The organism is Pseudomonas sp. EggHat1, assembly GCF_014892995.1.
GTDB lineage: Bacteria > Pseudomonadota > Gammaproteobacteria > Pseudomonadales > Pseudomonadaceae > Aquipseudomonas > Aquipseudomonas chaetocerotis.
The window spans coordinates 147,511-172,684 of the sequence record NZ_JACKQK010000008.1 but is presented as its reverse complement, the minus strand read 5'-3'; the positions used below and the strand labels follow the sequence as shown (position 1 = coordinate 172,684).

Here is a 25,174-nt window from a genome sequence, read left to right as displayed (position 1 = left end):
TGATCAGGTAAAAGTCGATACTGTCTACGACATTTAACCGGCTCCGTGAACATCCAAGGGCGCAACGCTCGATGAACGCGAGGCAGGGCCACCCATGTCAAATCATTGTGAGTAGCTTCGATGTTCCCGTCAGGAGCACGGCCATGCACGCTCGTGGGCCGGGCGAACGATATGACTGACGACTACACCATCAATATCAAGCGTTCCCCTTATCCTTGCTCTGCATCGCGATTCTATGCATTCGCACCGCCGTCGACCGTCAGGCTGATGCCAGTCACCATGTTCGCGGCAGGGCTGGCAAGAAATACGACAGCGTTGGCGATCTCTCGCGGCTCGGCGTAACGCCCTATAGATGTCAGACCTCGCTGGAAATCAGCACTTTCGCCATCGACAGGATTCGCATCAGTATCAGTCGATCCGGGTAGGACAAGATTGACCGTAATGCCCTGCGGACCCAGCTCACGCGACAGGCCACGGGTGAACGAGAGAAGTGCCGACTTCGACATGGCATAAGCCGTGATGCCCGGAAACGGGACACGCTCAGCCAAAGCCGACCCGATCGAAATGATACGACCGCCTTCGCTCAGGTGCGGTATTGCAGCTTGCGCCGCCACAAACGGCCCGCGCACGTTAACATCCATCATTGCCTGGAATTCTGCGAGGTCTACCTGTGCGACCGGTCCTGCCATTCCGATGGCGGCGCTGTTGACAAGGATATCGAGGCCACCCAGCGTATCGACGGTCTCCCTGACGGCCCGCTGGATAGCCTCCGGATCAGCACTGTCGGCCTGAATGGCCAAACCACGGCTACCCATTTTTCCCAGGGAAGCCACAATGTGTTGTGCCTGCTCAGCAGAGCGCCGATAAGTGATTGCAACGTCCGCGCCGTCTGCAGCCAAGGCCTGGGCAATCGCGGCGCCAATACCGCGAGAGCCTCCTGTTACCAGTGCGCGCTTGCCAATGAGATTCATACTGTGCCCCTCCATGAAGGCAATAAGGCATGTCAGACACAGGTAAAGCGCCTGTTTGGAAAAGGATAAGCCAGGGCTTACCCATCCATAATCCAGAGAAAAATGAATAGCTGTTTCGGTTTTCTCGAACGATTCAACCCTGTGGACGCATATGGTCTGTCAGCATCTGATCCCAGATCGGTGGGCTACCGATCCGCTCACTGAGAAAGCTACTTAGCGCACGCAGCTTGGGCGAGGCTCTCTGCGACTGACGATAGACCACGGATATATTGCCGCCACGAGGCGCATAGGGCTCCAGTACCTCTATCAACTCACCATCCACGATGGCCTGCGCGGCCAGGAATGTGGGCAGTATGGCAAGCCCAAGCCCCGCCTTTGCCGCATCCATCAGCTGATGACCACAGTTGGTGCGCATCCGACAGCGCACGCGGAATGACTCCAATGTGTCATTCACCGGTAGCGTCCACATGCCATGTGGTTCTCGATTCACGTACAGCATGGCGAAATGCTGAGCCAGGTCTTGCGGTGTCCGTGGTGTGCCATGAGCATTCAGGTAATCAGGGCTGGCGCAGATGATATGGCGGTTGGGAGTAATGGTCTTGGCCACCAGGGAAGAGTCCGGCAACTCGCCTATACGCACCGCCGCATCAAAGCCCTCTTCATGCAAGTTGACGCGCCGGTCGTCGAACTCAACGTCCAGAGACAACTCAGGATATTGCTTGGCAAAAGACGCCAAAATCGGCGTCAGATATCTCATGCCGAACGCCATCGGAGCAGCGATGCGCAGATCTCCGCGGACACTCGACTGGGAGGTCAGAACGGCATTCTCGGCATTTTCTATGTCAGCGAGAATTCCGGTGCAATGGCGGTAAAAAACCTCACCCGATTCAGTCAGGCGAGTCTGCCGGCCACGCTCGAGCAGGATGCATCCTAGACGTTTCTCGAGTTGCTGAATGCGCTGAGAAACCATCGACTTGGCCGTGCCCAAACGACGAGCGGCCTCGGAAATACTCCCGCTGTCCACTACCGCAACGAGAGCATGCATCTCAGATAGTTTATTCATGCTCTGATCCACAGAAATTGGCTTGCATGCTTTTAAGCCTGACCGCCCAGGTGCAGTTGGATCTGCACAATACCAGCAGAAAGCAGATTTATCGGCGGGATCGAGGGACCCTAAGGGCTGCTCCGCGGAACTGATTCACATCGATTGGATAGAGCACAGCGTACGGGCACCGTCTGACTCAGTACGGGCCCACCTCACATCAAACGAGTCCCGGCCTGGCGCAACGTGCATGCTGCGAGCAAATCGCTGCAGCATGCAGCGCCGTGCAAACGGAGTTGATCTGCGCTGATCTTTAATTAGGAGGAAACGAGTCTCTCGTAGTCAGAGAAAGGCTTGAGCGCGCAATACTGCACGTGTAGCAGATTCTCTTGAACGTAAGGCAGCGCCTCGATGTAATCGCGCGCCTCTTCGAAGGTGGCGGACTCCAGCTCAAACGCTGCACCGGGGCCAGCGGCCAGCCCATGGACCGCGCGAACAATGCCGTCGGCGAAGCCTTGCCAAACATGCAATACCTCCGGTTTCGCCAGTCGCTTGAAGTCATCTGCCGCTCCATCGGCACGGCGAGTCAGAATCACGAAGGTTTTCATAACGCCCCCTCCGTTTCCAGCTGCTGCCGCTGGGTTGTTTCGCCATTAGCAACGTGCGCCATTATCCCCGTCTGGCCCACGGCCACATGCGGTTTAAGCTCGTTGCGGGGCGTGTAGTCCCCACCATTTTGGGGCCGGAAGGGTATCGGCGCGTCTGTGAACAAATCCTCGAGACGGGTGCGCCAAGCCTCTTTGGCTGCGATGGCATCTGCAGCGGTCAAGTTGCCAGTGCCGTATATGGCGAATGTAGGCAGCACATCGAAACCAGGAAAGTAGAGCGAGCCGTGCGTGATCGGAAACAGCAATTGCTCAAGCGGTCCGTTGATACCACGCGGCGAGTAGTCTTCAGCGGGGCCGCCAACAGCGACTGACAACATGGCCCGCTTGCCCTTGAAGGCCCCATCTCCGTAGCGATAGGTGTTGCCTGCGTCCTTGAAGTTGTGGGCAAGTCCGGCTGCCCAAACACGATCTATCCATCCCTTCATGATGGCCGGCATACCGTACCACCAAAGCGGGAACTGAAAGATCACGGCATCTGCCGCAATGACCTTGTCTTGCTCTGCCGCTACGTCGGCGGTCTGGCGGCCATGACGATATGCGTGAGCAGACTCTGCGCCAAACGATAGCCGCTGAGTGTTCGCTCGATCGGGAAAGTCGTGCTCGTCGAACGTTGCTTTCCAGCCCATGGCGTATAGATCCGATTGCAGGACCTCGTGCCCTTGCGCAGTCAAGCATTCAACAGACACATCCACCAGTTGCCGCGTCAGCGACGACGGCTCGGGATGGGCATGGATGATCAGTACTTTTTTCGACATGAATGACGGCTCCGCGGAAATGTCGCTGGAGTGTCGCGGGGCTCGGACCCTCTGTGAAATCGCAAAATTTTCCTGCTAGCATAAGTTCGATGGATACCAGACGCCTTGATCTCAATCTGCTTGTGACGTTGGAGGCCCTTCTCATCGAGCAAAATGTGACCCGGGCGGCCGCCCGTCTGCATTTGAGCCAGCCAGCAGTCAGCGCGCAGTTGAGCCGTCTGCGCGATGTCTTCAATGACCCTCTTCTGGTCCCCGCGCAGCGTGGAATGACCCCCACCGTCAAAGCCTTGGAGCTGCTCGTGCCGCTTCGCCAAGCACTTGACCAAGTAAGGGCCACCGTCACTACTCACCTGAATTTCGAGCCCGCGACGGCGAGCCTGACGGTGTCAATCGCCTGCACGGATTATGTGCAGGCGGCCTTGATCAAACATCTCGTTGTCGCCATGCGACGTGAAGCGCCGGGTGTCCGTATCGCACTGCGCATCCTGGACGTACCACAGCTGGAACTGCAGATGACCCGCGGCGAAGTGGATCTGGCCGTGATAAACATGAACGGGGCTCCGCCAGCACTCCACTCGCAACACCTCTACGATGAGAGCTACATGCTGATCGGGCGCCGTGGGCATCCAAGCCTGCGCGCGGACCTGACGGTGGATGAGTTCGCGCAGCTGGAACATGTCGTGGTGTCACTGCGCGGTGGAGGCTTCTCTACCTCGGTGGATAACGCCATGGTAGCGAGGGGACTGCGGCGTAACGTAGTTCTGTCTGCGTCGTCATTTCTTCCAGTACCGGAGTTGGTCGCGCAGTCGGATTGCGTGGCCCTGGTGCCACGACGTCTCGTAGAAGGTCGCGACGAGCAGTTGCTGTGCGTAGCCCCGCCATTGCCGGTGGAGGGTTTTGCGATCGGCATGTTCTGGCATGAGCGGTCGGATGGGCACGCAGGCTTCAGATGGGTGCGTGAGTTCATCACTCTCGTAGCCGATTCTCGAGCATCCGGCTCAACTGAATCGAACAATCAGACTAGGTAGTTAATCGCATTATTCAAATGCGGCCTCACGTAGCTCGCGACGTCTGTGTATTCGCGGCAGACATGGCTTAAAACCGGAAATAGTGTTCGCTGCTCTGGCCAGTTACAGCCTGTCACGACAGGCGCCTACCGGCCGATTTTGTTGAAAAAGTCCCGTTGCGATTTTTGCCCATGAAAGAGCGTTAGCGACGTTGAAATCTGGTTCGCTCAAAAGACGGAGCTGTGTTGGTTTTTACGTAGCAACGCCGAGATCGAGGGATTTTTGAGCTGCCGAAAAGCAGCTCTCTCAGAAACCGACTTTTTCAACAGAATCGGCCAGAAGCAGCCATTCGCTACCAGCAGAGTCAGCCTAAGATTCCCCCGCCAGCATAAATATCGTGGTCTGTCCCCGATTGTTCACTCAGCCTGTTCCAGGAAGCGCAGGCGGCCACGGTGATCCTGGCCATGTTGCTGCTGGTGCTGGCGGTCGATGGCTTGAGCGGCTGGGCACGGCAGCGGTGGATGAGCTGAGCCGGCAGCGCGATATCGATATTCTGCTTGCCGCCTGCGCGCACAGCGAACACTTGTCTGGGCCTACCACGGCAGGCATTGAAAACGCTCGAGGCTTGAGCCAGCATGCATAGCCCATGGCCATCATGCATCGCCAGCTCGCGCAGATGCCTGGCCATGAGCCAACAGACCTTTTCCCGACAACAGGATGTCGTATGCGCGCTCTCAAATACCTTCTCGTCGCCAGCCCACTGATCATTGCAGGCTGCGCCAGTCAGCCTTCGCTGCCACCACCGGAATTCCCCGGCATCGAGCAATCCGACAAGATCGTCATCCACGATCAACGCCCCAGCAGTGAAAGCGAGAAGGAGATCTTCAGCCTGCTGGTCACCAGTAGCGCCTATGCCATCTACCGCATGCCGGACACCGCCACCAAGCCCACAGGCCCGCGACTGCTAGCACACCGGGCTTATGAGGCCTTCCCGGAGCTGGGCAGCCAACCCGCCATCAACGTTCATCACTTCGTGACCTACGCCAACCTGCAATCGCAGTTGCGCAAAAGCTCGCTGGTCGCAGGCCTGACAGGCCCGATTGGCGTCGCCATCCTCAGCCGCCAGGAACTACCCGTCGGCGAAGTCCTGACAACCCGGATCGACAGCAGCATCTTCGAAAAAACTGCAGGGGACGAGGAATACACCCGCGCCTTCTTCAGCGCCGAAGAAAATCCGGAGAAGTCGCCGGTCAACCTCATCTACATCGATGCGGAAATGCTCGGCCAACGGGTTGCCAGCCGCTGCCTGGTGCCGCCGATCAAGAACAAGCCCAACCTGTTCCTGGTCGAGGCAATCGACATGTGCATCGCCAACCACCTAGCGCTGTACAGCACCGACTCTGCGAAGGAAACGGCCGCCAAGTAGCTAAGCATCGAGCCGGACAGGAGCCTGTCGTGAGATGGGTTTCTGCTTTGGCAATCTGCGATGTGCCTGTTCGCCTAAACGTTCCAATGGCCTTGCTGCTGATGCTGGCGGTGGATGGGTGACAGGCTGCAATCGGCCAGAAGCGGTCATCGAGTGAGTACGAAATTAGGGGCGATTCATCATTGATATTTGCGACATCCAGAGATGGCCCTGTTGATCTGCCAGCTCGCGCAAACCATCCTGTCGAGGACCTCAAGCGAAGGCCATTGCTTAATCCCAGCATGCTGTCATGAATAACGGAAATTCGACCATGAGTGAAGAGTGGATTCTCCAGACCAAGGAAACCCGCAGGGTATTTTCTAACGCGGCGTGGGTTCCTTTGAGAGCGTCAGTTGAGAGCAAGAAAGGGGATCTAAAAGAAGTAGGCTATGTCAGTGAATATTTTGGCTGTGGCTCCGTTGCATTCCCGCCAGAGCATCGCCAGCTGGTTGAGGAACGTCTTGGATGGAGCGACATAGGTATTGGGCACACGGTCGCGCCTTATGCATACGAAGATGGATATTATGCGTCCATTGACCAATATCAATACAACGATAAAGAACCAATAGGTGTCAATCTAGTTTATGAGCACCCGCAACCTGTTGTCGGTGGCAGAAAATGGATACTGAGCCCTGATTTGGTAGTCGCGCTGCACTTGGTCAAAGAGGGGGATAACTGGGTCAGACCTGAAGAAAATTTCGTTGTGGTAGCTCGCGAGACAGTGAGTGAAGATGGCGAGCATCGTCAGATAGAAATAAAAAGAGAATTTTTACTCGACTATCTAGCGGCCAGAAATCTGTCGCTCCGCCTTGCATACTACCGACAGAGGGTAGAAAACGTCCCCGTATTTGAGGACAGCGCATATTCAAATTTGCAGCCTCACAATGAGGAAAGAGATAACGGAAAATTCACCCTAATCGTTCGCAAGCTTGATGACGTCTTTGGGGGAAGCTGGGCGATGTTTCGAGCCTGGCGAACGGACGTAGATGAGGATGAAGACGCTCCTGTGATGGGCCCTGAGAATGACTCGAACACTGACCATGAAAGTTCAAAGGGACATCGTAGAGGCTATAAAGGTGTACGGGTAGAGGGGGAGTTTTGGCGTGAGGAATGGATAGACCACCAATCAAAAAGCCTACGCGTTCGTGGAGATGCAGATCCGAACCTCCCGCAATTCATCGTGGAAACCGATGGAACGCGAATGAGATCAGCAGAGCTTGATAACGAGGACATAGGCCGCTGGCTATGGTTTCGGGCCAGCGTCGTGAATGAGCTTCTAAATAGCCGAGGATTTAAGTTGGCGTGGTACACGGCTGAAACTGGAGCTATTAATTCCACGTCAGGATATAAACCTCATTTCGGGATAAACAGCTCGGATCTTATCACCGTATATGCTTATGACATCGCACGACTCCCCTCATGGGAGCAGCATGTTTGGGCGGGGCATAATGTAGCTCCCGAAGGAAAGGTTTCAAGTGAGCTACTGGACGCGCAGGTGAGGGCGAAACCGGCATCCACATATGCGGTTGAAGAAATGTTTTTTGGAAGCATGAGGCTTTTGGAAGACGGCTTCAGGCATAAATACGAAATATCTCTGTTCACCCATGATATTGATGACTCCGAAGCAGGGCAGCAAATATCCAGGTTTGCAAGCAAAGACAGAGCGTCCCTGCTCAGGTTAGCCAAGGACATCATTCGCGTGTTCTCGGACAGGCTCAATATAACCGAGCTACGCAAGATTTCTACACACAAAGAGAAAGCCAAGCTCGGCTCAAACAAGTTACTCCAAAGTATTTTGGCTGAGAAAATTGGAGACGGCAAAGCCAGGCGAGTATTTGCTGAGATTGCCGGTGCTTATGATATGCGAGTGGGAGATGCACACCCTACTGGCTCAAAGGTAACAGACGCGATCAAGCTCGCGGGCGTCGATGAAGAAGACTCGCCATTGCGACAAGGAGAGCAACTCATCCACAACGTTGGGCGATCGATTTGGCACACAGGGAAATTCTTGTTCGGCGAGACTGATGACTCGGACGAGTAGCAATGACTGCCTGACCGCTTTGAGCCTGTCGCATGGGGCAGGAGCCGGCCAAAAGCGGTATTTAACTTGGACCGTAATGGCATACGGGCTTTCGATGCTTATATTGCTATTGATTATTTGCATAAAATTTAGAATCGACTATCGAGACTGAAGCAACATAAGGGAAAAAGTTTTGGACRAAAAAAAAGAAAAGAGGCCGCCGCTTCTTTGTTAAAGGACATGGAAGCCACTGCTGCCCGCATGCGTGAATTGATTGTTGCCATGCCCCCGCATGATCTGCTCGGCTATATCTATTCTCAATACGTAATGAAAGCGATGGCAGACCAAGGCCTCTCTCAGGCGCAAGACGAAGCGGACGGCCCGGATAATCTGATCAACGAAAATCAGTTCATGTTGGAGTACGTACACGCGGTTCTCGCATCAGATGTTGCCCCTGCGGACGTGGCATTCGACGAAGCCCAGTGCGCCGAGCTGTTTGAATGTGGTCGCAAGCTGCGAGAGCAGGCCATGTTTTTCGCCATGGTCACGTCCGCAGACACCAAAGAGGGTATCTTCGGACCAGATACGGCCGACATTGAATTCCGCGCCAAATCCACATGGGTCATGCTACGTGGGAACCGCTACCAAGTCTTGGAAGGTGAGTTCTACCGCTACGTTCTGGCTCCTCACGATGATGTCCTGCAAGAAGTATACGGCGTCGGTGCCGCCGATATTGCGGAGGGCTTCCAGGCCATGGCCGACGCCACGCGTTCTGGGTATGCCGACGCTATCACGGTTATGTTGAGGCAGTTTGAGGCGGCACAGGCCTTCGCTGCGGCACAAGGCAAACCTCTGGAACAAGCCATGGAGGCTTGGGCTGGGGCCAATACAGATCAAATGAAAGCTGCGGGACGGGCGCTGGATGACATGTTCCGGGGCGGCATCGCAAACGTCAGCCTTCACACGAAGCTTCCGTCGAAGCTACTGGCGGATCTGGCGTACCGGCGGGGGGAGGAAACCGAGTTCTTTGCTGCGGGTGATTTCATGGGGACACCCTACCGGACACTACCCGCTCGAAAAAAACCACTGATTCAACTTGGATCGGACTACTACGCTATCGATCCATGTTTCACCCGGGATGCGGGATATCGTGCGCTTCTCTACAACCTCCTTCGGCGAAAGCCAGACTACAAGAAGACGTTTGAAAATCGGCAGAAGACGATGAGTGAGGCTGCCTTCCCCGACATTCTGTCCGCCCAACTTCCCGGTGCCACGGTTTTTCAAGAGGTATACTACAAAGACCCTGTCAACAAGCAGTGGTCCGAAAACGACACCCTCATTTTGGTCGATGATGTGCTGTTCCTAGTTGAAGCCAAGGCCGGCGCGGCCGCGACCATCGCATCACCAGCGCTTGATTTCGGACGTCACGCCCAATCCGTTCAGGACTTGGTAATCAAGGCCTACAAGCAATGTGAGCGCTTCTTCAATTATCTTAACTCTGCGGATGAAGTGCCGCTTTACCAACTGGTGGATGGCAAGTACGAAGAGTGCGGCCGTGTTCGCCGTTCCAACTACCGCGTGATGGTGCCGATTGGGTTAACGGTCGAATCGTTCTCCCCCTTCTCGGCGTACTGCAAAAAACTACCGCAGATTGAGCCGCTACTTGGGAAGCATGCCTTCGTTTCACTATCCATCGACGATCTATTCGTGCTCCAGCGCTTCCTACCTACACCCGGCGAGTTCTCCCACTACATGGAGGTACGGCAGGCCGTAGCGGGAATGCGCCAAGCACATCTTTTCGATGAGTTCGACCACCTAGGCGCGTATCTGAAGAAGAACCGTTTCGATCAGGATATTGCCGACCAGTTGAAGGGGGGCAAGGTGAACATGCTCATCTGGGATGGCATGAGCGACATTATCGATAAGAGCTTCGAGGGTGAAGACTGGCAAAACAGTCCGTTTCCAACGCAGGACTTTCCGGCGGAGGTGCTGAAGCTGCTTGAGGCGCTTGACGCCACCCGAGCAAGCGGATGGCTTTCGGCCGAGAGCCATATACGTGATCTAGGAGAGGAAGGCCGGAATAACCTGGCCAAGCTGCTGTCCGATCTTCGCCAAACCCTGAATCAGCATCCGGCTCGTTACTTTCTTCTGTCCGGGGGCGGCGAGCCCCTATTCGTTTGGCTTCAACAACACGACCATCAAATTGACTGGATTAAGGTAAATGACAAGGCAAGCGCAGCTGCGTTGGCAGTCACGGCCTCTAACATAATCGGAGTTTTGGCAGAGGTTAGTGCCGATGGAACCTACTACCGGGCGCAATCTTTCGCGGTCCATGTACCGAAGGAGCGAACGGAAGAAAACGCCCATATTTACGAAGATGCCGCGCGAATGGCTCAACCCAATCGGGCGGTGAATCTCAATCAACCGAAAAGCATCATCCCTCCTTTGAAGATCAAAAAAACAGGACGGAATGATCCGTGTCCATGCGGCAGTGGAGCAAAGTTCAAAAAGTGTCACGGCCGTTGAGTGCACGCCGCTACGTTGATCGAGACCAGATATTATTTGTGTGGTCTTTGTGTCGGTTTTTGATGGCTAACTGATGTTCGAGTTTTGGAGGATCGAAAGGCCGCTTTTGGCCGATAGCAGTCCCCACATAGTCCAGCTACTCAACCCTCTCCCATCTTTCAGCGTAAAGTCGCCACACCCCACACCTGCAGTTTCCGCTCAGACGAATGGCGCCGAACAAGGACCCACCAACATGGACCGTTTACGTAGCATCCTGCCCGCCTTGGCGCTCTGCCTGTTGCCGCTCGCCCATGCCGATACACGCCAGCCACAGCCCTGCGACGCTTCCTTGCTGGACTCACTGGCGACCCAACTGGGACAACAAGGCTGGACGCCCCCTGACGGGCGCGGCGACGGGCCATTGCTGGCGGTTGCCTGCAAGCCCTGGCCGGATGATCCGGCGTTGTCCGTGGTGACCCTGGCTTACCGTGACGCCGAGGACGCCACGCCAGCGGGCGAGCGCAATCTCAACTGGCTGGTGGCGAAGGTGGACACGCAGAGCGGGCAATTGCGCGAGCGCTATGACGACTACCTTGGCGAAGATGCTGCGCTGGAAATCGATGCCGGTAGCCTGTGGCTGGATACCGCGCGCTATCACCTGGCGCCAGGCGTTCGCGCGTTCGGCGTGGTGGTGCGCAGTGTCGCGCGTGGGGCGAGCTGTCCGGATGCCGGCTTCAATGACCTGCTGACGCTGGTAGTGCCGCAAGGGCCTCGGCTAAGGCCGGTGTTTGCCACCTATCTGTATTCGTGGACGACGCTAAAGGGCACGTCCTGTGTCACGGATAGTGACTTCCAATCGGAGCGAGCCGACCTGACGCTGGGCCTTGGGTCGAAGCAAGCCCATGGCTATGCCGACCTGGTGGTAACCGCTCATGTTCGTGCTGGCCGGCAGGAGCCCGTGCTACGCAAGGTCAGCACCACCGTCCGCTACGATGGCAAGCACTACCCCTTCGATCAGTTCCCGATGTTCTGGATGACAGAACCGCAGCCGTAACGACGAACAGGCAAGGACAAGCCAGCGCGTCACTGCCGTCTAGACTGCTGAGTCTCAACCCATGGTGGGAGACTCAGGATGACCAGCAAGAACACCATCTGCCTCTGGTACGACCGCGACGCGCTGGAGGCTGCAACCTTCTACGCCAAGACCTTTCCCGACAGCGCCGTGCTGGCAGTCCACCATGCGCCCGGTGACTACCCCAGTGGCCAGCAAGGCGATGTGTTGACGGTGGAGTTCAGCGTGATGGGCATCCCCTGCCTGGGTCTGAATGGCGGCCCGGCATTCCAGCACAACGAGGCGTTCTCGTTTCAGGTCGCCACCGACGATCAGGCCGAGACGGATCGCCTGTGGCACGCGATCATCGACCACGGCGGCCAGGCCAGTGAATGTGGCTGGTGCAAGGACAAATGGGGCGTCTCCTGGCAGATCACCCCGCGCCTCCTCAGCGCCGCCATCGCCAGCCCTGACCGCGCGGCGGCCAAACGCGCCTTCGAGGCGATGATGACCATGAGCAAGATCGACATTGCCAGAATCGAGGCGGCGCTGAAGGGCTGACTGCCGAAATGAATCAGGCGCGGGCGTTCTTCTTCTGCAGGATCAGCGACGCTTCGTTATAGGCACTCTGGAAGGCGTCGCTGCCGATCCAGGTGATCGCGGCGTCTTCGTCTTCATCGTGGAAGATGCCGCGGTAGACGATCAGCAGGCCCATCATGAAGTCGGTCGCGGCCTCTTCCGACTCCTCGGCGACCACCAGCTCCAGCACCGGGTACTGCAGGAATATCAGGCACAGGGCGAGCAGGCTGATGCCTTCGCCGGCTTTCATGGCCTGGAACAGGTCATCGAAATGCGCGGGGTCGAAGCCATTCTCCTCGATGTCCTTGAAATCGAAGGTGCTCAGGTCGATCTCGACATCATCGAACGGCTCGTTGATCAACGGGTTGGCGAGAATCGGGTGGACGACATTGGCCTGCGCCTTGGGCTTGCCCATGCGGTTCTGCCTGGCTTTGGTCTTGGCCCGTTGGGCGCGCTTCTTCTGTTTGTCTGCGGATGCCATGGGGCGTTCCTCGTTCGGTACAGCCATGTGCATGGCGCGGAAAGTTCAGACGCCATTGTATTCAGTCTTGGTCATGGCCTGCGGCTGAATTTGCAGACGGAGAGTCATGCATTGAGGAACGGGCTTGCCTCTTCGGCTTCCACCTGTTTTCTTCGGGATGCATGGATGACAGGAGCCTGACCATGACGGACCACGAACAACTTCATCGGGATGGCTATGCGTTGCTGCGCCAAGCGGTTCCTGTCGGGTGGCTGGATGGGTTGCGCACCCTGTTCGATACGGGCATCACCCCCTCGGATCAGTGGCCGGTACCGCGTGGCGCAGACTGGCATCACTCGCTGCTGGATGACGACGCCACGATTCAGGCCGTGTGCCGCCTGCCACAGCTGCTGGCAGTGGTCGGCGAGCTGATCGGCGAACGTTTCTTCCTCGCGCAGGTGGAGGGCCGAGAGCCACTGGCTGGTGGCGGTCATCAGCAACTGCATCGCGATCTGTCGGCGCAGCGCCCGGGCGATATCGTCAATGCCATGGTCTACTTCGACGACTATGGCCCAGGCAACGGTGCAACCCGTATCGTCCCGAGCAGTCACCGTCCGCCTGCCGGCGAGCCACCAATCCATTTCAACGACGAGTCCCGCGCAGTGCAGCTTGCGGGTGCGGCCGGCGACATCCTGGTGTTCGATGTGGACCTGATACACGCCGGCAGCCTGAACCGTCTCGGCGCACGTCGCCGCTCGATCCTGATCAGCTACTTCGCCGAGCCACTGTACGCGTCCTATCTGCAGACGCGCAGCCTGCGGGGAATTCGCATGGACGCAAGCGAACGCTTCGAACCTGCGGATTTTCCCCTGAGGCAGGTGTGAGCAAGGCGGTTGCTCGTGTCAGCAGGCGACACTGGCGTCTCTCGCCGGCGGCAGGCCGAACAGCCGGCGGTACTCCCGGCTGAACTGCGACACACTTTCGTAACCCACCGCGAACGCCGCACTGCTGGCGGTGGCGCCCTCCCCCGTCATCAGGCGACGCGCCTCGATCAGACGCAGCTGCTTCTGAAATTGCAGCGGCGTCAATGATGTCTGGTTGCGAAAGTGGTGATGAAAAGATGACGGACTCATACCGGCCACGGACGCCAGATGCTCCACCGGCAGCGGCCGGGTGAATTCGGTGCGCAGCACCTTCACCGCCCGAGCGATGCGCTGCGCATGGCCGTCCGGCCAGCCCAGGCGACTGATCGCCGGGCCATGCCGGCCAGCCAGCAACCAGTAATGCAGTTCGCGCACAAGCGACGCATGCAGCACCGTCGCCGAAGCCGGGCGCTCGAGCAGTCGCATCAGGCGTAGTGCTGCTTCGGCGACTTCGCTATCGGTCGGTTCGATGCGGATGGGCTCAAGCTCCGCACTCGGCACCGCGTTCATCTCCTCCATCAATTCGGTGAGCAGTGCAGGATCGAGGTCGATCACCAGCGAGATGTACGGGACCTCGTGGCTCGCCTGGATGATCTGGCTGACCGTCGGTACGTCGGCGGTGATCAACAGCGAATCACCGGCGCTGAAGTTGAAGCTCCGGGTGCCCATCATGACGCGCTTGCTGCCCTGCAACACCAGGCAGGCAAGAGGCCGGGTGATGGCGTAATCCAGCCCGCTGGGCTCTGACGTGCGAATGATGGTCAAGCCGGGAATGGGCGTTTGGGTAAGCCCGCCGGGTTCGCCATGTCGATTCAGATAACCGCGCACAACCTCCAGCAGCGCTGCGCTCATCGTAGGCTCCTGATGCTGATCCAGAGCATGTCTTTTCCTCTTGGAGAAATAGGCAAAAAGCGTCGAGGTTTCGGTAACGACGGGGTTGCGCCACGCGCCACACAATGGAATCCCGTTCACCCATGAGAGGATTTTTACCATGACCAAGATCGCCATCGTAACCGGCTCCAGCCGTGGCCTCGGCCGCAACACTGCGCTGAACATCGCGCGTCAGGGCATCGATGTCGTCGTCACCTATCACAGCCAAACCGACAGCGCACAGGCCGTGGTTGCCGACATCCAGGCCCAGGGACGCAAGGCGGTCGCCCTGCAGCTCGACGCTGGCGACGTCAGCACCTTTGCGGCGTTCGTCCAACGCCTGCGCCAGGCACTGAACGAGACCTGGCAACGCGACAGTTTCGACCACCTGATCAACAACGCCGGCCATGGCGACATGGCGTCGATTGCCGACACTACTGAAGCTCAGTTCGATGCCCTGGTGAACGTGCATTTCAAAGGAGTGTTCTTCCTCACCCAGGCGTTGCTGCCACTGATGGCCGATGGCGGTCGTATCGTCAATATCTCGTCCGGGCTGACCCGTGTGTCCTATCCCGGCTTCTCCGCCTACTCGGCGGTCAAGGGCGCAGTGGAAGTGCTCAGCCTGTACATGGCCAAGGAGCTGGGCAGCCGGGGTATCGCAGTCAACACAGTGGCGCCCGGCGCCATCGAAACGGACTTCCTGGGGGGAGCCGTACGTGACATGCCGGACCTGAACAAGGTGTTCGCGGACATGACGGCGCTGGGTCGGGTCGGCGTGCCGGACGACATCGGCCCGATGATCGCCAGCCTGCTCGGCGAGCAGAATCGCTGGGTCAACGCCCAGCGCATCGAGGTATCCGGCGGTCAGGCAATCTGATCGCCCCGCTGCGACCGGACAACCCGGTCGCAGCGATATCCGCTCGCCCCAGCCTCGCGATGGCTGCCCAGCCATACGCTGACGCATCAGCTCCAAATCATGGTCGTCGTCAATTCACCTGATGACCATCGTCTTTCTTTATCAGCTCATTCCCTCTAGTTTCCAGGCATCGACAACCCGATGGGAGCCTTGCATGAAACAGGACTGGAACGACCAGGTTGCACTGATCAGCGGTGCCGGCAGCGAACACGGCATCGGCATGGCCATCGCCAGGCGCCTGGGCGCGGCAGGGGCGAAGCTGATCGTCACCGCCAGCAGTGCGCGCATCGCCGAGCGCGTCGCCGAATTGCGCGCCGAAGGCTTCGCAGCCGAGGGCAGGGCAGTCGACCTTACCGACGAAGCCGGCGTGCAGGCGTTCGCCGCCTGGGCCGAAGGGCTTTGGGGGCACGTCGATATTCTGGTGAACAACGCCGGCATGGCGATGCAGGGCAGCCCCGAGCCGTTCGCGGAGCTTTCCAACATGAGCCTGGAGGTCTGGAATCTCTCGCTCGCCCGCAACCTGACCAGTGCCTTCCTGCTCACTCGCGCCCTGCTCCCCGGCATGCAGGCGCGCAGCTACGGGAGGATCGTCAACATCGGCTCCACCACCGGCACGCGTGGCGGCAATCCCGGCGAGGCGGCCTACAGCGCCGCCAAGGCCGGTATGGTGGGCATGAACATGGGCCTGGCGTTGGAGGTCGCACGCCAGGGCATCACGGTCAACACCGTGGCGCCGGGCTGGATCGCCACGGGCTCGAGCACGCCGCATGAACAGCGCGCCGCGGCCTATGTGCCGATAGGCCGTGCCGGCCGCCCCGAGGAAGTGGCATCAGCCGTGGCCTTCCTCGCCTCCCCTGAAGCCAGCTACATCACCGGCGAGGTGCTGGTGGTCGATGGCGGCAACTGCCTGATCGAGGACAAGGCCCCATGAGTACCGAGCCCAAAATCAGCCCCGTGGTGCTGATCACCGGCGCGGCTGGCGGCGTGGGCAGTGCGCTGGTGGCACGCTTCGTGGCCGGTGGCTGGGCGGTGTTCGCCACCGACGCCAACGCTACCGGTCTGGCTGAGCTGGGCCAGCGCCACGCCCTGGTCGGCAGCCTGGCGGCGGATATTCGCAAGCCTGCCAACTGCAATGCAGTGGTGACGGCAGTGATCGAAGCAGCTGGCCGACTGGATGCATTGATCAATGCGGCAGGGGTATGGCGCGAAGGGCCGGTGGAAGCCTTCAGCGAGGAGGATTTCGACCTGGTATTGGACGTCAACCTCAAGGCCAGCTTCTTCATGTGCGCTGCGGCCATTGCTCACCTGCGCCAGACGCGAGGCGCCATCGTCAATATTTCCAGCGACGCCGGACGCCAGGGCAACCCCAATGCGGCCGCCTACTGCGCCAGCAAGGGCGGCCTGAGCATTTTCACCAAGGCCCTGGCGCTGGATCTGGCACCTTACGGCGTGCGTTGCAACGCCGTCTCACCTGGCGACATCGAGACACCGATGCTCAAATTCCAGGCCGAGCACTACGGCAACGGCGATCCGGACGCCTACTACCGGGAGTTGCTGGGGAAATATCCACAGGGTGATCAGGCGCGTTTCATCCAGCCGGAAGAAGTGGCGGAACTGGCGTTCTTCCTCTGCCAGCCTGGGGCGCGGTCGATCACCGGTGCCGACCTGGCCATCGATCAGGGCGTTTCAGCCGGTCACTGATCGTCGCGACGTTCGTAGCGGCGCTGGATACGTGTCAGCTCCCCCGTGCTGCGCAACTTGGCCAGGGCAGCGGCCCAGGCCGCGACCAGCGCATCGTCGCTGTCGCGGCTGAAGGCGATATACAGCGAGGAGCGGTACAGCTCGATGGGCACCCGCCTGAGAGTGCCCGGGGCGATACCCAGCTGGCGACTGTAGTAGGCCACGCCGGCGTCGGTGTCGCCGATGATGACCTCGGTACGACCGGCCAACAGCATGCGGTAGAGCTGCTCACTCTCCGTAGCGCTCGTGTCGAGGTTGTCGAACCCCATCGACGCCAACATCGTTGGCACCAGTCCGGCGTGCCGGGTGGTTATACGTGGGGTGTGCAGCAACTGCTCCAGCGTGTGGATCGGCTGCGCTGCAGCGGCCAACTGGTAAGGGTAGATGGACTCCTCGGCGATGGGCCCCACCCACTTGAACAAGGGCTCGCGCTCAGACGTGCGAAACATCGAGTACATGATGGTTCTGGGCTGAGTCTGCAGTACACGAGAGGCACGCATGCTGGGTCTCATCCTGATCTCGAAGTCGTCGCCGGTCAGCGCCATGATGGCCCGCACCACTTCCGTGGCCATGCCGGTGATGTGTTCGTTCTCCCGGTAGTTGTAGGGTGCCCATTCCTCGGTGACGAGCTGATACGTCTCGGCCTTGGCAAGCGCCCCCATCAGCAGGCAGAGCAGCGCGGCGATGAGTATCGAGTGCTTCACGGGCTGTACCTGCTGGAGGGGATGCGGTTCAAGAGCGGCTCTGATCAGGGGGGCTCGGCAAGCATAGACGCTATGCCAGTGTTGCAGCCTCATGGCCAGAGCCGAAGGTTAAAGTTAACCTTGAGCTCACCACACTCCTGCCACGGTGATATTACCCAGATGAAGATCGGCGAGTTGGCGCAACGCACAGGCCTTGCGGCCTCGCGCATTCGCTTCTACGAAAGCATCGGCCTGCTCAAGCTGGTGGAGCGCCAAGCCAACGGCTATCGCAGTTACCCGGAACAGGCCGTGCTGGTGCTCAACCTGATCACCACCGCACAGCAGGCCGGCTTCAGCCTGGACGAGTTGCGCACCCTGCTGCCGCAGGATCTGTCGCAGTGGGAACACGGCAAGCTGCTCGATACCCTGCAGGCAAAAGTGAAGGACATCGAAGCGCTGGAGCAGCGCCTGGCACAGAGCAAGACGCACCTGCTGGCGCTGATCGACGAGATCGAAAGCAAACCGGACGATATCGACTGCGCCACCAACGCCAAGCGGGTGCTGTCGAAGATGAACCTGAGCGAGCCGAGCGAGACACCCAAGCGCGCGAAGAAATAAGCGAGTGCTCGCTACATCCGTAGGAGCCGGCTTGCTGGCGATCTGCTTGAAAGCACAACGCATCGCCGGCAAGCCGGCTCCTACGAAAAGCGTTGGCGGCGCGGCCACGCTTCGACGTCGCGTGCGAAACCCATTGACATTAAAGTGAACTTTAACGTTAAGGTCACTGCACCTCCAGTCGAGAAAGCGCCCATGAACCTGTTCGACCCCCTCGCTCTGCCCAACGGCTCGACCCTGCCCAATCGCATCGCCAAGGCGGCGATGGAAGAGAACATGGCAGATGCCGACCACGCGCCGTCCGAGCACCTGATTCGCCTATACCAGGCCTGGGCCGACGGTGGAGCGGGTCTGCTGATCAGCGGCAACGTGATGGTCGACAGCCGCGCCATGACAGGCCCCGGCGGCGTGGTGCTGGAAGACGACGAACAGCTGGCGCGATTCGAACGCTGGGCCCGTATCGGCCGCGCCAAAGGGGCGCAATTCTGGTTGCAGATCAATCATCCCGGCCGGCAGATGCAGTCCAACCTCGGCCAGCCAACCTGGGCGCCTTCGGCGGTAGCGCTGGAGCTGGGCAACCTGTCCAAGCGTTTTGCCACGCCGCAGGAAATGCCCCCGGCGGTGATTCAGGACGTGATCGAGCGCTTCACCCGCACCGCGCAGCTAGGCGAGCAGGCCGGCTTCACGGGCGTGGAAATCCACGCGGCGCACGGCTACCTGCTCAGCCAGTTCCTGTCGCCACTGACCAACCAGCGCAACGACCAATGGGGCGGCTCGCTGCAAAACCGCGCGCGCCTGCTGCTGGAGATCGTCAAGGCGGTGCGTACCGTGGTGTCGCCGGGCTTCGCCGTGGCGGTCAAGCTCAACTCGGCGGACTTCCAGCGCGGCGGTTTCAGCGCCGAGGACGCGCAGCAGGTGGTGCGCCTACTTAATGGACTGAATGTGGATCTGGTCGAGCTGTCCGGCGGCAGTTACGAGGCGCCGGCCATGCAGGGCCAGGCCCGCGATGGCCGCACCCTGGCGCGCGAAGCCTACTTCCTGGAGTTCGCCCGTGAGATTCGTGCAGTGGCGAACATGCCGATCATGGTCACTGGCGGTATCCGCCGTGCCCCCGTTGCGCAAGAGGTGCTGGACAGCGGTATCGAGATGGTCGGTATCGGCACGGCCCTGGCCATCGCCCCCAACCTGCCGCGTGACTGGCAGCTCGGCCTCGGCAGCGCTCCCCAGCTGCCGCCGATCACCTGGAACAACAAGGTGCTGGCCTCGCTGGCGAACATGGCGGTGGTGAAGTATCAGCTGCACCAACTCAGCCAGGGCCGGGACTCCCAGCCCGGTGTATCCCCCTTGTGGGCGCTGGTGACGCAGCAGGTGAAAGACCTCTTCCGCACTCGCCAATATCGGCGTCGGATGGCGCGGCGCGCAGCGCGCTAATCCCCCCACCGATCTCGTGATTCGACAGTCTCTGGGCGGCGACCTCGCCGCTGCTTGGCACGTGGTGCCGAACCCGCCGACAACCGAAACGCCGTTTCGCTCGTTGCGCAGATGCAACAGTCCTTTGCCAAATCCCCGGTTTAATTAGCTTGCTAACGAGGCGTATAAACGAACTGCGACATATCGCCGCATTCGTATTTCGAGGAGACAAGCATGAACGTGATCGTGCATGAGCGTGACAACGAACATCTTTCCCGTGAAGCCCGTGCCATGGGAATGGTGGTCTGGGATGTGATTCAGAATGGAGAGCTGGTGGGTATCTTCCCGTCGCAGGACGAAGCCGATGCCTACCGCAAAACGCTGGAAAGCGCGCAGCTGCAAGGCTAAGCAGAGGCTGCTGCCGTTTCGAGCGAAACGGCAACAGCTTCAGACGAGCAATCAGCCCAGCGCACACTGCACCCCCAACCGAGCCACCGAAGCGTCCCCGCCAGCAACCCGCAAGCCCCGACAATCCCTCGATGGCCAATAGCGCAGGCACCGCACCACCTGCTGCCAGAACCTCGAGCGTTCAGGTGCGTACCTCGGCAACTCGCACGGCAGCAACAACTGCGATGCCAGATAGCCGACCTCCATTTCGCAGTGCTCGTAACGCCCAGGCGAGCTGCGCACATCGCCTGTTTCAACATCTGGCCAGACGTCACGACGTTCAGATTGATCGTTCATCAGTCCAGCCCTCTCACAGATCGAGCACGAGGGGCTGCACGCCATCCTCACCCTGTGCCGGCACCGCGCAGCAGATCAGCACACTATCGCCTTCCGGCAGCTCGGCTGGCGGGTTCGGGTAATGCACCTGGCCGCTGACCAGACGCGTCTTGCAGGTGCCGCAGGAACCGCCACGGCAGCTGAATTCGGGGGTCAGGCCACGACTTTCCGCCAGTTCCAGCAGGCTGCCACTATCCGGCGTCCAACGTGCTTCCTTGCTCGAGGTGGTGAAATACACCGGCACTGGCTCGGTTGCCGCTGGCGGCTGCACGAAGGCCGTCCCCTGCCCATCCGTGCGACGCGTCAGCGTCGAGGGGCCGAACGCCTCGGCATGGATGCGCGCGTCGGCAACGTTCAGATCGCGCAGGCCGTCGTAAATCGCCTGGGTAAAGGCGGCAGGGCCGCACAGGTAGAAGTCGTAATCGTCGAACGACAGTGCCGCCTTGATCTGCGCCAGCTCGATGCGCCCGTGCTGCTCGTAGTCGCGCCCGAGTACTGCGTCCTGCTCGGGCGCACTGAGTGCACGGTGAACGTGCAGCAGGCCATCGGCACGTTGCACCAGCTCACGCAGTTCGGCCTGGAACGGCAGGTCGCCCAGCGTCCGTGCGCCCTGGAAGAAATGGATGCGCTTGCCCTGCCTCAGCGCCACCTGCTCGCGCAGCATCGACAGCAACGGCGTGATGCCGACACCGGCACCGATCAGCACCAGCGGCCGGTTGGTGTCGCTATTAAGGGTGAAGCTGCCCAGCGGCGGACGTACTTCCAGCACATCGCCAACCCGGATCTGCTCGTGCAGGTGCCGCGAGACCAGGCCCTGCGCCTTGACGCTGATACGCAGTTGGCCATCCGACGGCGCGCTGGACAGGCTGTAGGTACGCAGCAGGGTGGTGCCCGTGGCGGTGGTGATGCGAATCGGCAGGTGCTGACCGGCGACGAAGCGCGGTGCAGCGCCCTGCTCCGGCGCCAGCACGAACGAGCGGATATCGGCGCTCTCCTGCTGCTGGCGCTGCACACGCCAGCGCTGCCACTGATTGCGCTGCTCACGCTCGCGCAGGCGCGCATCGGTTTCTGCCCAGGTGCCGGTCATCAGGCTGGTCGGCGCATATTCCTCGAAGGCCCAACGCAATGAAGTCGCGGCCGGGCGCAGCACCACCTGCTCGACGTCAAGTGTCCATAGCCGTTCGGCCCCCTCGAAGACGTTTATCAGCGGACTGTCGAGGAGTATTTCGGCGCGTCCGCCCAGTTGCAGAACGTCGCCCGTGGCGAAGTCGACGAACAGCAGGCCAGCGCGCGGATTGACGCTGAGGTTGCCCAAGGTGTTGAAGAACAGGTTGCCGGCGTAGTCGGGGATGGTCAGGCGATTACCCTCTACCCGCACGAAGCCGGCGCGCCCGCCCCGGTGCGAGACATCCACCGAGCGGCGGCCATCGGCATGCTCGACGTAACTGGCGACGAAGAAGGTGTCGGCGCTACGGATCATCTCGGCAGTGCGCGCATCCAGTTCGGTCGCCTCCAGACGTTCGACGCCCCGCTCGGGTACGCGGCGGTAATGGCGCAGCTGGATGTACTGCGGGCAGTTGCCGAAGGAATGCTCCACGGTGATGTCCAGACGCTGTGCCGACGCCTGATGAATATGCCCGTTGATGCGATTGCGCCGCCGCGAATGCAGCTCGATGCCAAGCAGGCCGATGGCCTCGCCGCTGCCCAGACCGGGAGTGGCCGGATCGAGCGGGTCGAGCGCCATGGCGGCGAGGTCGAACGACAGGTGACGGGGATCGGGCGAGGTGACGAACCCTTCGTCGCCTTCGATCAAAGTGGCCCAGGGCTGGCCGCTGCCATCCACCGAAGCGGCGATCATGAACGGCAGTTGCTGGTAGAACTCACGATGCTGATCCGGCATGTAGTCGCGGATCACCTTCTGTCCGAGCACTTCCATGCGTTCGCCGACGCCGACCTTTTCCTGCAGTTGCTTTTCACCGGCATGCCAGGGCGAGTGCCGATGGCTGGGGAGCTGTTGCATGCTGCGCCCTCCTTCAGAGGTGCTGCCGGGGTACCCGGCAGCGGCTGTGTATCAGGCTTGCAGACCGGCGGCGGTACGCGGCATCGGCACGAAACCTGGCAGCGCCTCGATGCGGGCCAGCCACGCGCGGATGTTCGGGTAGGGCTCCAGCGAGACGTTGCCCTCCGGCGCATGGGCAATGTAGGAGTAGTTGGCGACGTCGGCGATGCTCGGTTTGTCACCGGTGAGAAACGGGGTTTCGCCCAACTCGCCTTCCATCACGGTAAACAGCGCATGAGCGCGGTTGATCACTTCTTCGGTGTTGAACGAGTAGCCGAATACGGTAACCAGGCGCGCGGCGGCAGGGCCGAAAGCCACCGGACCAGCGGCCACGGACAACCAGCGCTGCACACGGGCGGCAGCGGCGGGCTCTTGCGGCAGCCAGTCGTCATTGCCGTAGCGCTTGGCCAGGTAGACGAGGATGGCGTTGGAATCGCTGATGATGGTGCCGCCGTCATCGATCGCCGGTACCTGGCCGAAGGGGTTGATAGCCAGGAACGCCGGCGTCTTGTGCTCGCCCTTGGCCAGATCGACGAAGATCAGCTCGGTGGGCAATTGCAGCAGCGACAGCATCAGCTCGGCGCGATGAGCGTGGCCGGAACGAGGGAAGTTGTACAGCTTGATGGCGGGACGGGACATGGCGATGACTCCTTCGAGCGTGATTGGATAAGGTCACCGCGAGACGACTGGCCTTCGCGACGATGGGGCCATGTTCGCCTCATCCAATACCGATAAGAATCACCACAAAGGACAATCCACTATTTCACTTTCTGCAATTACCTCATTTCAGGCCTGAAACGCCGGATGGGCGCGCAGACGAGGCACGGCGAAGTCGAGGAAGCTGCGTACCCGCGCTGCAGCCCGGCGCCCTTCGCGGTAGTACAGCTGCACCGGCACGGGCGCTGCGGCAAAGTTTTCCAGCACCGCCTGCAACTGCCCACTCTGCAACTCCTGATAGGCCTCGTAGCTCAGGCAGCGGGTCAGGCCAAAATCGGCGAGCGCAGCGCGGATCGCGGCCTGCGGCGTGCTGCAGGTCAACCGTGGCGCGAGCTTCACCGCGCCGTTCACAAAGCGCCATTCCCCCGCATGGCCGGTCGAAGAACGAGCGATGGTGCGGTGCGCATGCAAAGCCTGCGGGTTGGCGGGCCAGCCCCAGCGCTGCAGATAGGCAGGTGCCGCACAGACCAGCGGTCGCGCCCATCCCAACGGCACGGCGAAACCGGACGAACTGGGCAGATGGCCGACCACCACGGCCAGATCGATGCCATCCTCCAGCAACCTGGGCGACTCTTCGCGCGCCAGGGTGGCCAGACTCACCTCGGGAAATTCCGCCAGGTAGTCGACCGCGATGGGGGTCAGCACCTGATGCGTCATCAATAGCGGCAGGGCCAGGGTCAGTTGTCCGACGGGGTTGGCATGCAGGCCCGTCACGGAACGTTCGGCCTCCTCCACCCGCAGCAGGATGCGCTGGCAGCTATCGGCGAAAGCCGCACCCGCCGGGCTCAGGCTCACACCGCGCGGCCCGCGCAGCAGCAGGGTGCTGTCCAGACGGCTCTCCAGCGCTGCAACGGTCCGCATCACCGTGGCCTGCGACAGCTGCAACTGCCGAGCAGCAGCCGCCAGGCTGCCCGCCTGGGCCACGACGAGAAACACCTGCATCTCGCGGTGAGCGTTCATGAAACAGGCGCTGCGCCGGCCGCATGCAACGCCGGGTCGGCACGAAAACTGGCAGCGCAGTGGTCGACGAACGTGCGCACCTTGGCCGAGACCTGGCGACCGCCCTGGTGAATGATGTGCACCGGCAAGGCCGGCGGTTCGAACGCCTCTAGCACCAGTTCGATCTCGCCACGCGCCACTGCGGCGGCCACCTGGTAGGACAGCACGCGGGTATAGCCCCAGCCCAGGCGCGCCACGCTGATTGCCGCCTGGTTGGAGCTGACAGTGAAGCGTGCCTGCGGCATGAAGCCGAACGGGCCGTCCGCGCCGACGAACTGCCAGTGCGACAGCAGGGTGCTGGCGCTGGACATGACGATGGGCGCAGCGCGCAACTCATCCGGGTGGCGCGGGCGCCCGACACGGTCGAGAAAGGCTGGCGAGGCGCACACCACCGAGCGGATCTGCCCGACCTGCAACGCCGGATGATCACCCTCGGGCAACGAGCCGATGCGCACGGCAACGTCGATGCCCTCCTCCATCATGTTCACCACACGATCGACCAGCAGCGCATTGACCTCCACGTCCGGGTGGGTGTCGAGGTACTGGGCGATACGTGGAATCAGAAACAGCTCGCCGAACATCACCGGCGCCGTCACGGTGAGCCGCCCGCGTGGTCGTACACTGCCTCCGGCGGCCAGCTCCTCGGCCTCTTCCAGCTCCAGCAGGATACGTCGGCAGTCCTCGACATAACGCTGGCCGGCTTCGGTCAGACGCAGGCTGCGCGTGCTGCGGGCCAGCAACAGCGTGCCGAGACGTGCCTCCAGCGCCGCGACGGCGCGGGTCACGCTGGGCGGCGAAATGCCCAGCAGCTTGGCGCCACCGGCGAAGCTCTCGGCTTCGGTCACTGCCAGCAGCACCCTCATTTCCTGAAACCGATCCATCGTCACCGCCTGGTTTTCTGTTGCATCGACGCAGCGTACCTCATGAAGAGGCCGC

24 protein-coding genes and 1 pseudogene are annotated in these 25,174 nt (G+C 60.4%); 14 read left to right on the top strand and 11 right to left on the bottom strand.

What is annotated here, in order from left to right:
- Positions 1 to 233: 233 nt before the first annotated feature.
- The 4 genes from INS93_RS14805 to INS93_RS14790 all read right to left on the bottom strand — a co-directional run bounded on the left by INS93_RS14805 (position 234) and on the right by INS93_RS14790 (position 3,436).
- Entirely contained in the window at positions 234 to 971 is a 738-nt protein-coding gene (locus tag INS93_RS14805; protein ID WP_192983292.1) for an SDR family NAD(P)-dependent oxidoreductase, read from the bottom strand.
- Between the two features lie 133 nt (positions 972 to 1,104).
- Positions 1,105 to 2,034 (bottom strand): LysR family transcriptional regulator, encoded by a 930-nt coding sequence (locus tag INS93_RS14800; protein ID WP_192983290.1) that lies wholly within the window; start codon positions 2,032 to 2,034, stop codon positions 1,105 to 1,107.
- Between the two features lie 296 nt (positions 2,035 to 2,330).
- Entirely contained in the window at positions 2,331 to 2,621 is a 291-nt protein-coding gene (locus tag INS93_RS14795; protein WP_192983288.1) for a hypothetical protein, read from the bottom strand.
- A complete protein-coding gene (locus tag INS93_RS14790; protein WP_192983286.1) occupies positions 2,618 to 3,436 on the bottom strand; it encodes an NAD(P)H-dependent oxidoreductase in 819 nt (272 codons plus the stop codon). Before INS93_RS14790 ends, INS93_RS14795 begins: the two co-directional genes overlap by 4 nt.
- Before the next feature lie 89 nt (positions 3,437 to 3,525).
- On the opposite strand from INS93_RS14790, the gene INS93_RS14785 reads away from it, so the two are divergent.
- The 7 genes and pseudogenes from INS93_RS14785 (at position 3,526) to INS93_RS14755 (ending at position 12,045) form a co-directional block, all read left to right on the top strand.
- Positions 3,526 to 4,464: a LysR family transcriptional regulator gene (locus INS93_RS14785; RefSeq protein ID WP_192983284.1), complete on the top strand. Its 939-nt coding sequence runs from the start codon at positions 3,526 to 3,528 to the stop codon at positions 4,462 to 4,464.
- A gap of 395 nt (positions 4,465 to 4,859) precedes the next feature.
- Positions 4,860 to 4,973 (top strand): annotated as a pseudogene (locus INS93_RS14780) (phosphonate ABC transporter, permease protein PhnE); the annotation flags it as partial.
- Between the two features lie 194 nt (positions 4,974 to 5,167).
- A complete protein-coding gene (locus INS93_RS14775; protein WP_192983282.1) occupies positions 5,168 to 5,869 on the top strand; it encodes a hypothetical protein in 702 nt (233 codons plus the stop codon).
- 310 nt (positions 5,870 to 6,179) lie between these two features.
- Positions 6,180 to 7,949, top strand: coding sequence for a hypothetical protein (locus tag INS93_RS14770; protein WP_192983279.1), 1,770 nt, complete (start codon positions 6,180 to 6,182; stop codon positions 7,947 to 7,949).
- Between the two features lie 219 nt (positions 7,950 to 8,168).
- A complete protein-coding gene (locus INS93_RS24890; RefSeq protein WP_192983276.1) occupies positions 8,169 to 10,454 on the top strand; it encodes a YecA family protein in 2,286 nt (761 codons plus the stop codon).
- A 232-nt stretch (positions 10,455 to 10,686) separates the two neighbouring features.
- A complete protein-coding gene (locus tag INS93_RS14760; RefSeq protein WP_192983274.1) occupies positions 10,687 to 11,487 on the top strand; it encodes a hypothetical protein in 801 nt (266 codons plus the stop codon).
- Positions 11,488 to 11,565: 78 nt separating this feature from the next.
- On the top strand, positions 11,566 to 12,045 hold the full coding sequence (locus tag INS93_RS14755; protein WP_192983271.1) for a VOC family protein: 480 nt from the start codon (positions 11,566 to 11,568) through the stop codon (positions 12,043 to 12,045).
- 13 nt (positions 12,046 to 12,058) lie between these two features.
- Here the strand turns inward: INS93_RS14755 and INS93_RS14750 are convergent, their stop codons facing one another.
- On the bottom strand, positions 12,059 to 12,544 hold the full coding sequence (locus INS93_RS14750; protein WP_192983269.1) for a hypothetical protein: 486 nt from the start codon (positions 12,542 to 12,544) through the stop codon (positions 12,059 to 12,061).
- Between the two features lie 182 nt (positions 12,545 to 12,726).
- On the opposite strand from INS93_RS14750, the gene INS93_RS14745 reads away from it, so the two are divergent.
- Positions 12,727 to 13,407 carry a phytanoyl-CoA dioxygenase family protein gene (locus INS93_RS14745; protein ID WP_192983267.1) on the top strand — a complete coding sequence of 227 codons (681 nt, stop codon included), beginning with the start codon at positions 12,727 to 12,729 and terminating at the stop codon, positions 13,405 to 13,407.
- Between the two features lie 18 nt (positions 13,408 to 13,425).
- Here INS93_RS14745 and INS93_RS14740 read toward each other — a convergent pair whose 3' ends face one another.
- A complete protein-coding gene (locus INS93_RS14740) occupies positions 13,426 to 14,298 on the bottom strand; it encodes an AraC family transcriptional regulator (protein WP_192983446.1) in 873 nt (290 codons plus the stop codon).
- A 139-nt stretch (positions 14,299 to 14,437) separates the two neighbouring features.
- Between INS93_RS14740 and INS93_RS14735 the strand changes: the two genes are divergently transcribed.
- The 3 genes from INS93_RS14735 (at position 14,438) to INS93_RS14725 (ending at position 16,933) form a co-directional block, all read left to right on the top strand.
- A complete protein-coding gene (locus tag INS93_RS14735) occupies positions 14,438 to 15,193 on the top strand; it encodes an SDR family oxidoreductase (protein WP_192983265.1) in 756 nt (251 codons plus the stop codon).
- A gap of 193 nt (positions 15,194 to 15,386) precedes the next feature.
- Positions 15,387 to 16,163: an SDR family NAD(P)-dependent oxidoreductase gene (locus INS93_RS14730; protein ID WP_192983263.1), complete on the top strand. Its 777-nt coding sequence runs from the start codon at positions 15,387 to 15,389 to the stop codon at positions 16,161 to 16,163.
- Positions 16,160 to 16,933: an SDR family NAD(P)-dependent oxidoreductase gene (locus INS93_RS14725; protein ID WP_192983261.1), complete on the top strand. Its 774-nt coding sequence runs from the start codon at positions 16,160 to 16,162 to the stop codon at positions 16,931 to 16,933. Before INS93_RS14730 ends, INS93_RS14725 begins: the two co-directional genes overlap by 4 nt.
- Here INS93_RS14725 and INS93_RS14720 read toward each other — a convergent pair.
- A complete protein-coding gene (locus INS93_RS14720; RefSeq protein ID WP_192983259.1) occupies positions 16,927 to 17,676 on the bottom strand; it encodes a substrate-binding periplasmic protein in 750 nt (249 codons plus the stop codon). The two genes, INS93_RS14725 and INS93_RS14720, sit on opposite strands and share 7 nt — an antisense overlap.
- 159 nt (positions 17,677 to 17,835) lie before the next feature.
- On the opposite strand from INS93_RS14720, the gene INS93_RS14715 reads away from it, so the two are divergent.
- From INS93_RS14715 to INS93_RS14705, 3 genes are all read left to right on the top strand, one after another.
- A complete protein-coding gene (locus tag INS93_RS14715; RefSeq protein WP_192983443.1) occupies positions 17,836 to 18,273 on the top strand; it encodes a MerR family transcriptional regulator in 438 nt (145 codons plus the stop codon).
- A 192-nt stretch (positions 18,274 to 18,465) separates the two neighbouring features.
- Positions 18,466 to 19,701: an NADH:flavin oxidoreductase/NADH oxidase family protein gene (locus INS93_RS14710; RefSeq protein ID WP_192983257.1), complete on the top strand. Its 1,236-nt coding sequence runs from the start codon at positions 18,466 to 18,468 to the stop codon at positions 19,699 to 19,701.
- A gap of 213 nt (positions 19,702 to 19,914) precedes the next feature.
- Positions 19,915 to 20,088: a hypothetical protein gene (locus INS93_RS14705; protein ID WP_178094602.1), complete on the top strand. Its 174-nt coding sequence runs from the start codon at positions 19,915 to 19,917 to the stop codon at positions 20,086 to 20,088.
- A gap of 349 nt (positions 20,089 to 20,437) precedes the next feature.
- Here the strand turns inward: INS93_RS14705 and INS93_RS14700 are convergent, their stop codons facing one another.
- The 4 genes from INS93_RS14700 to INS93_RS14685 form a co-directional block, all read right to left on the bottom strand.
- The gene (locus INS93_RS14700) at positions 20,438 to 22,483 is read right to left on the bottom strand and encodes a pyridoxamine 5'-phosphate oxidase family protein (RefSeq protein ID WP_192983254.1); all 2,046 of its coding nucleotides are present in this window, start codon (positions 22,481 to 22,483) and stop codon (positions 20,438 to 20,440) included.
- A gap of 51 nt (positions 22,484 to 22,534) precedes the next feature.
- Positions 22,535 to 23,161 (bottom strand): glutathione S-transferase family protein, encoded by a 627-nt coding sequence (locus INS93_RS14695; protein ID WP_192983252.1) that lies wholly within the window; start codon positions 23,159 to 23,161, stop codon positions 22,535 to 22,537.
- Between the two features lie 147 nt (positions 23,162 to 23,308).
- Positions 23,309 to 24,199 (bottom strand): LysR family transcriptional regulator, encoded by an 891-nt coding sequence (locus INS93_RS14690; RefSeq protein ID WP_192983250.1) that lies wholly within the window; start codon positions 24,197 to 24,199, stop codon positions 23,309 to 23,311.
- Positions 24,196 to 25,119: a LysR family transcriptional regulator gene (locus INS93_RS14685; RefSeq protein WP_192983248.1), complete on the bottom strand. Its 924-nt coding sequence runs from the start codon at positions 25,117 to 25,119 to the stop codon at positions 24,196 to 24,198. The genes INS93_RS14690 and INS93_RS14685 overlap by 4 nt, the downstream gene beginning before the upstream one ends.
- Positions 25,120 to 25,174 lie beyond the last annotated feature (55 nt).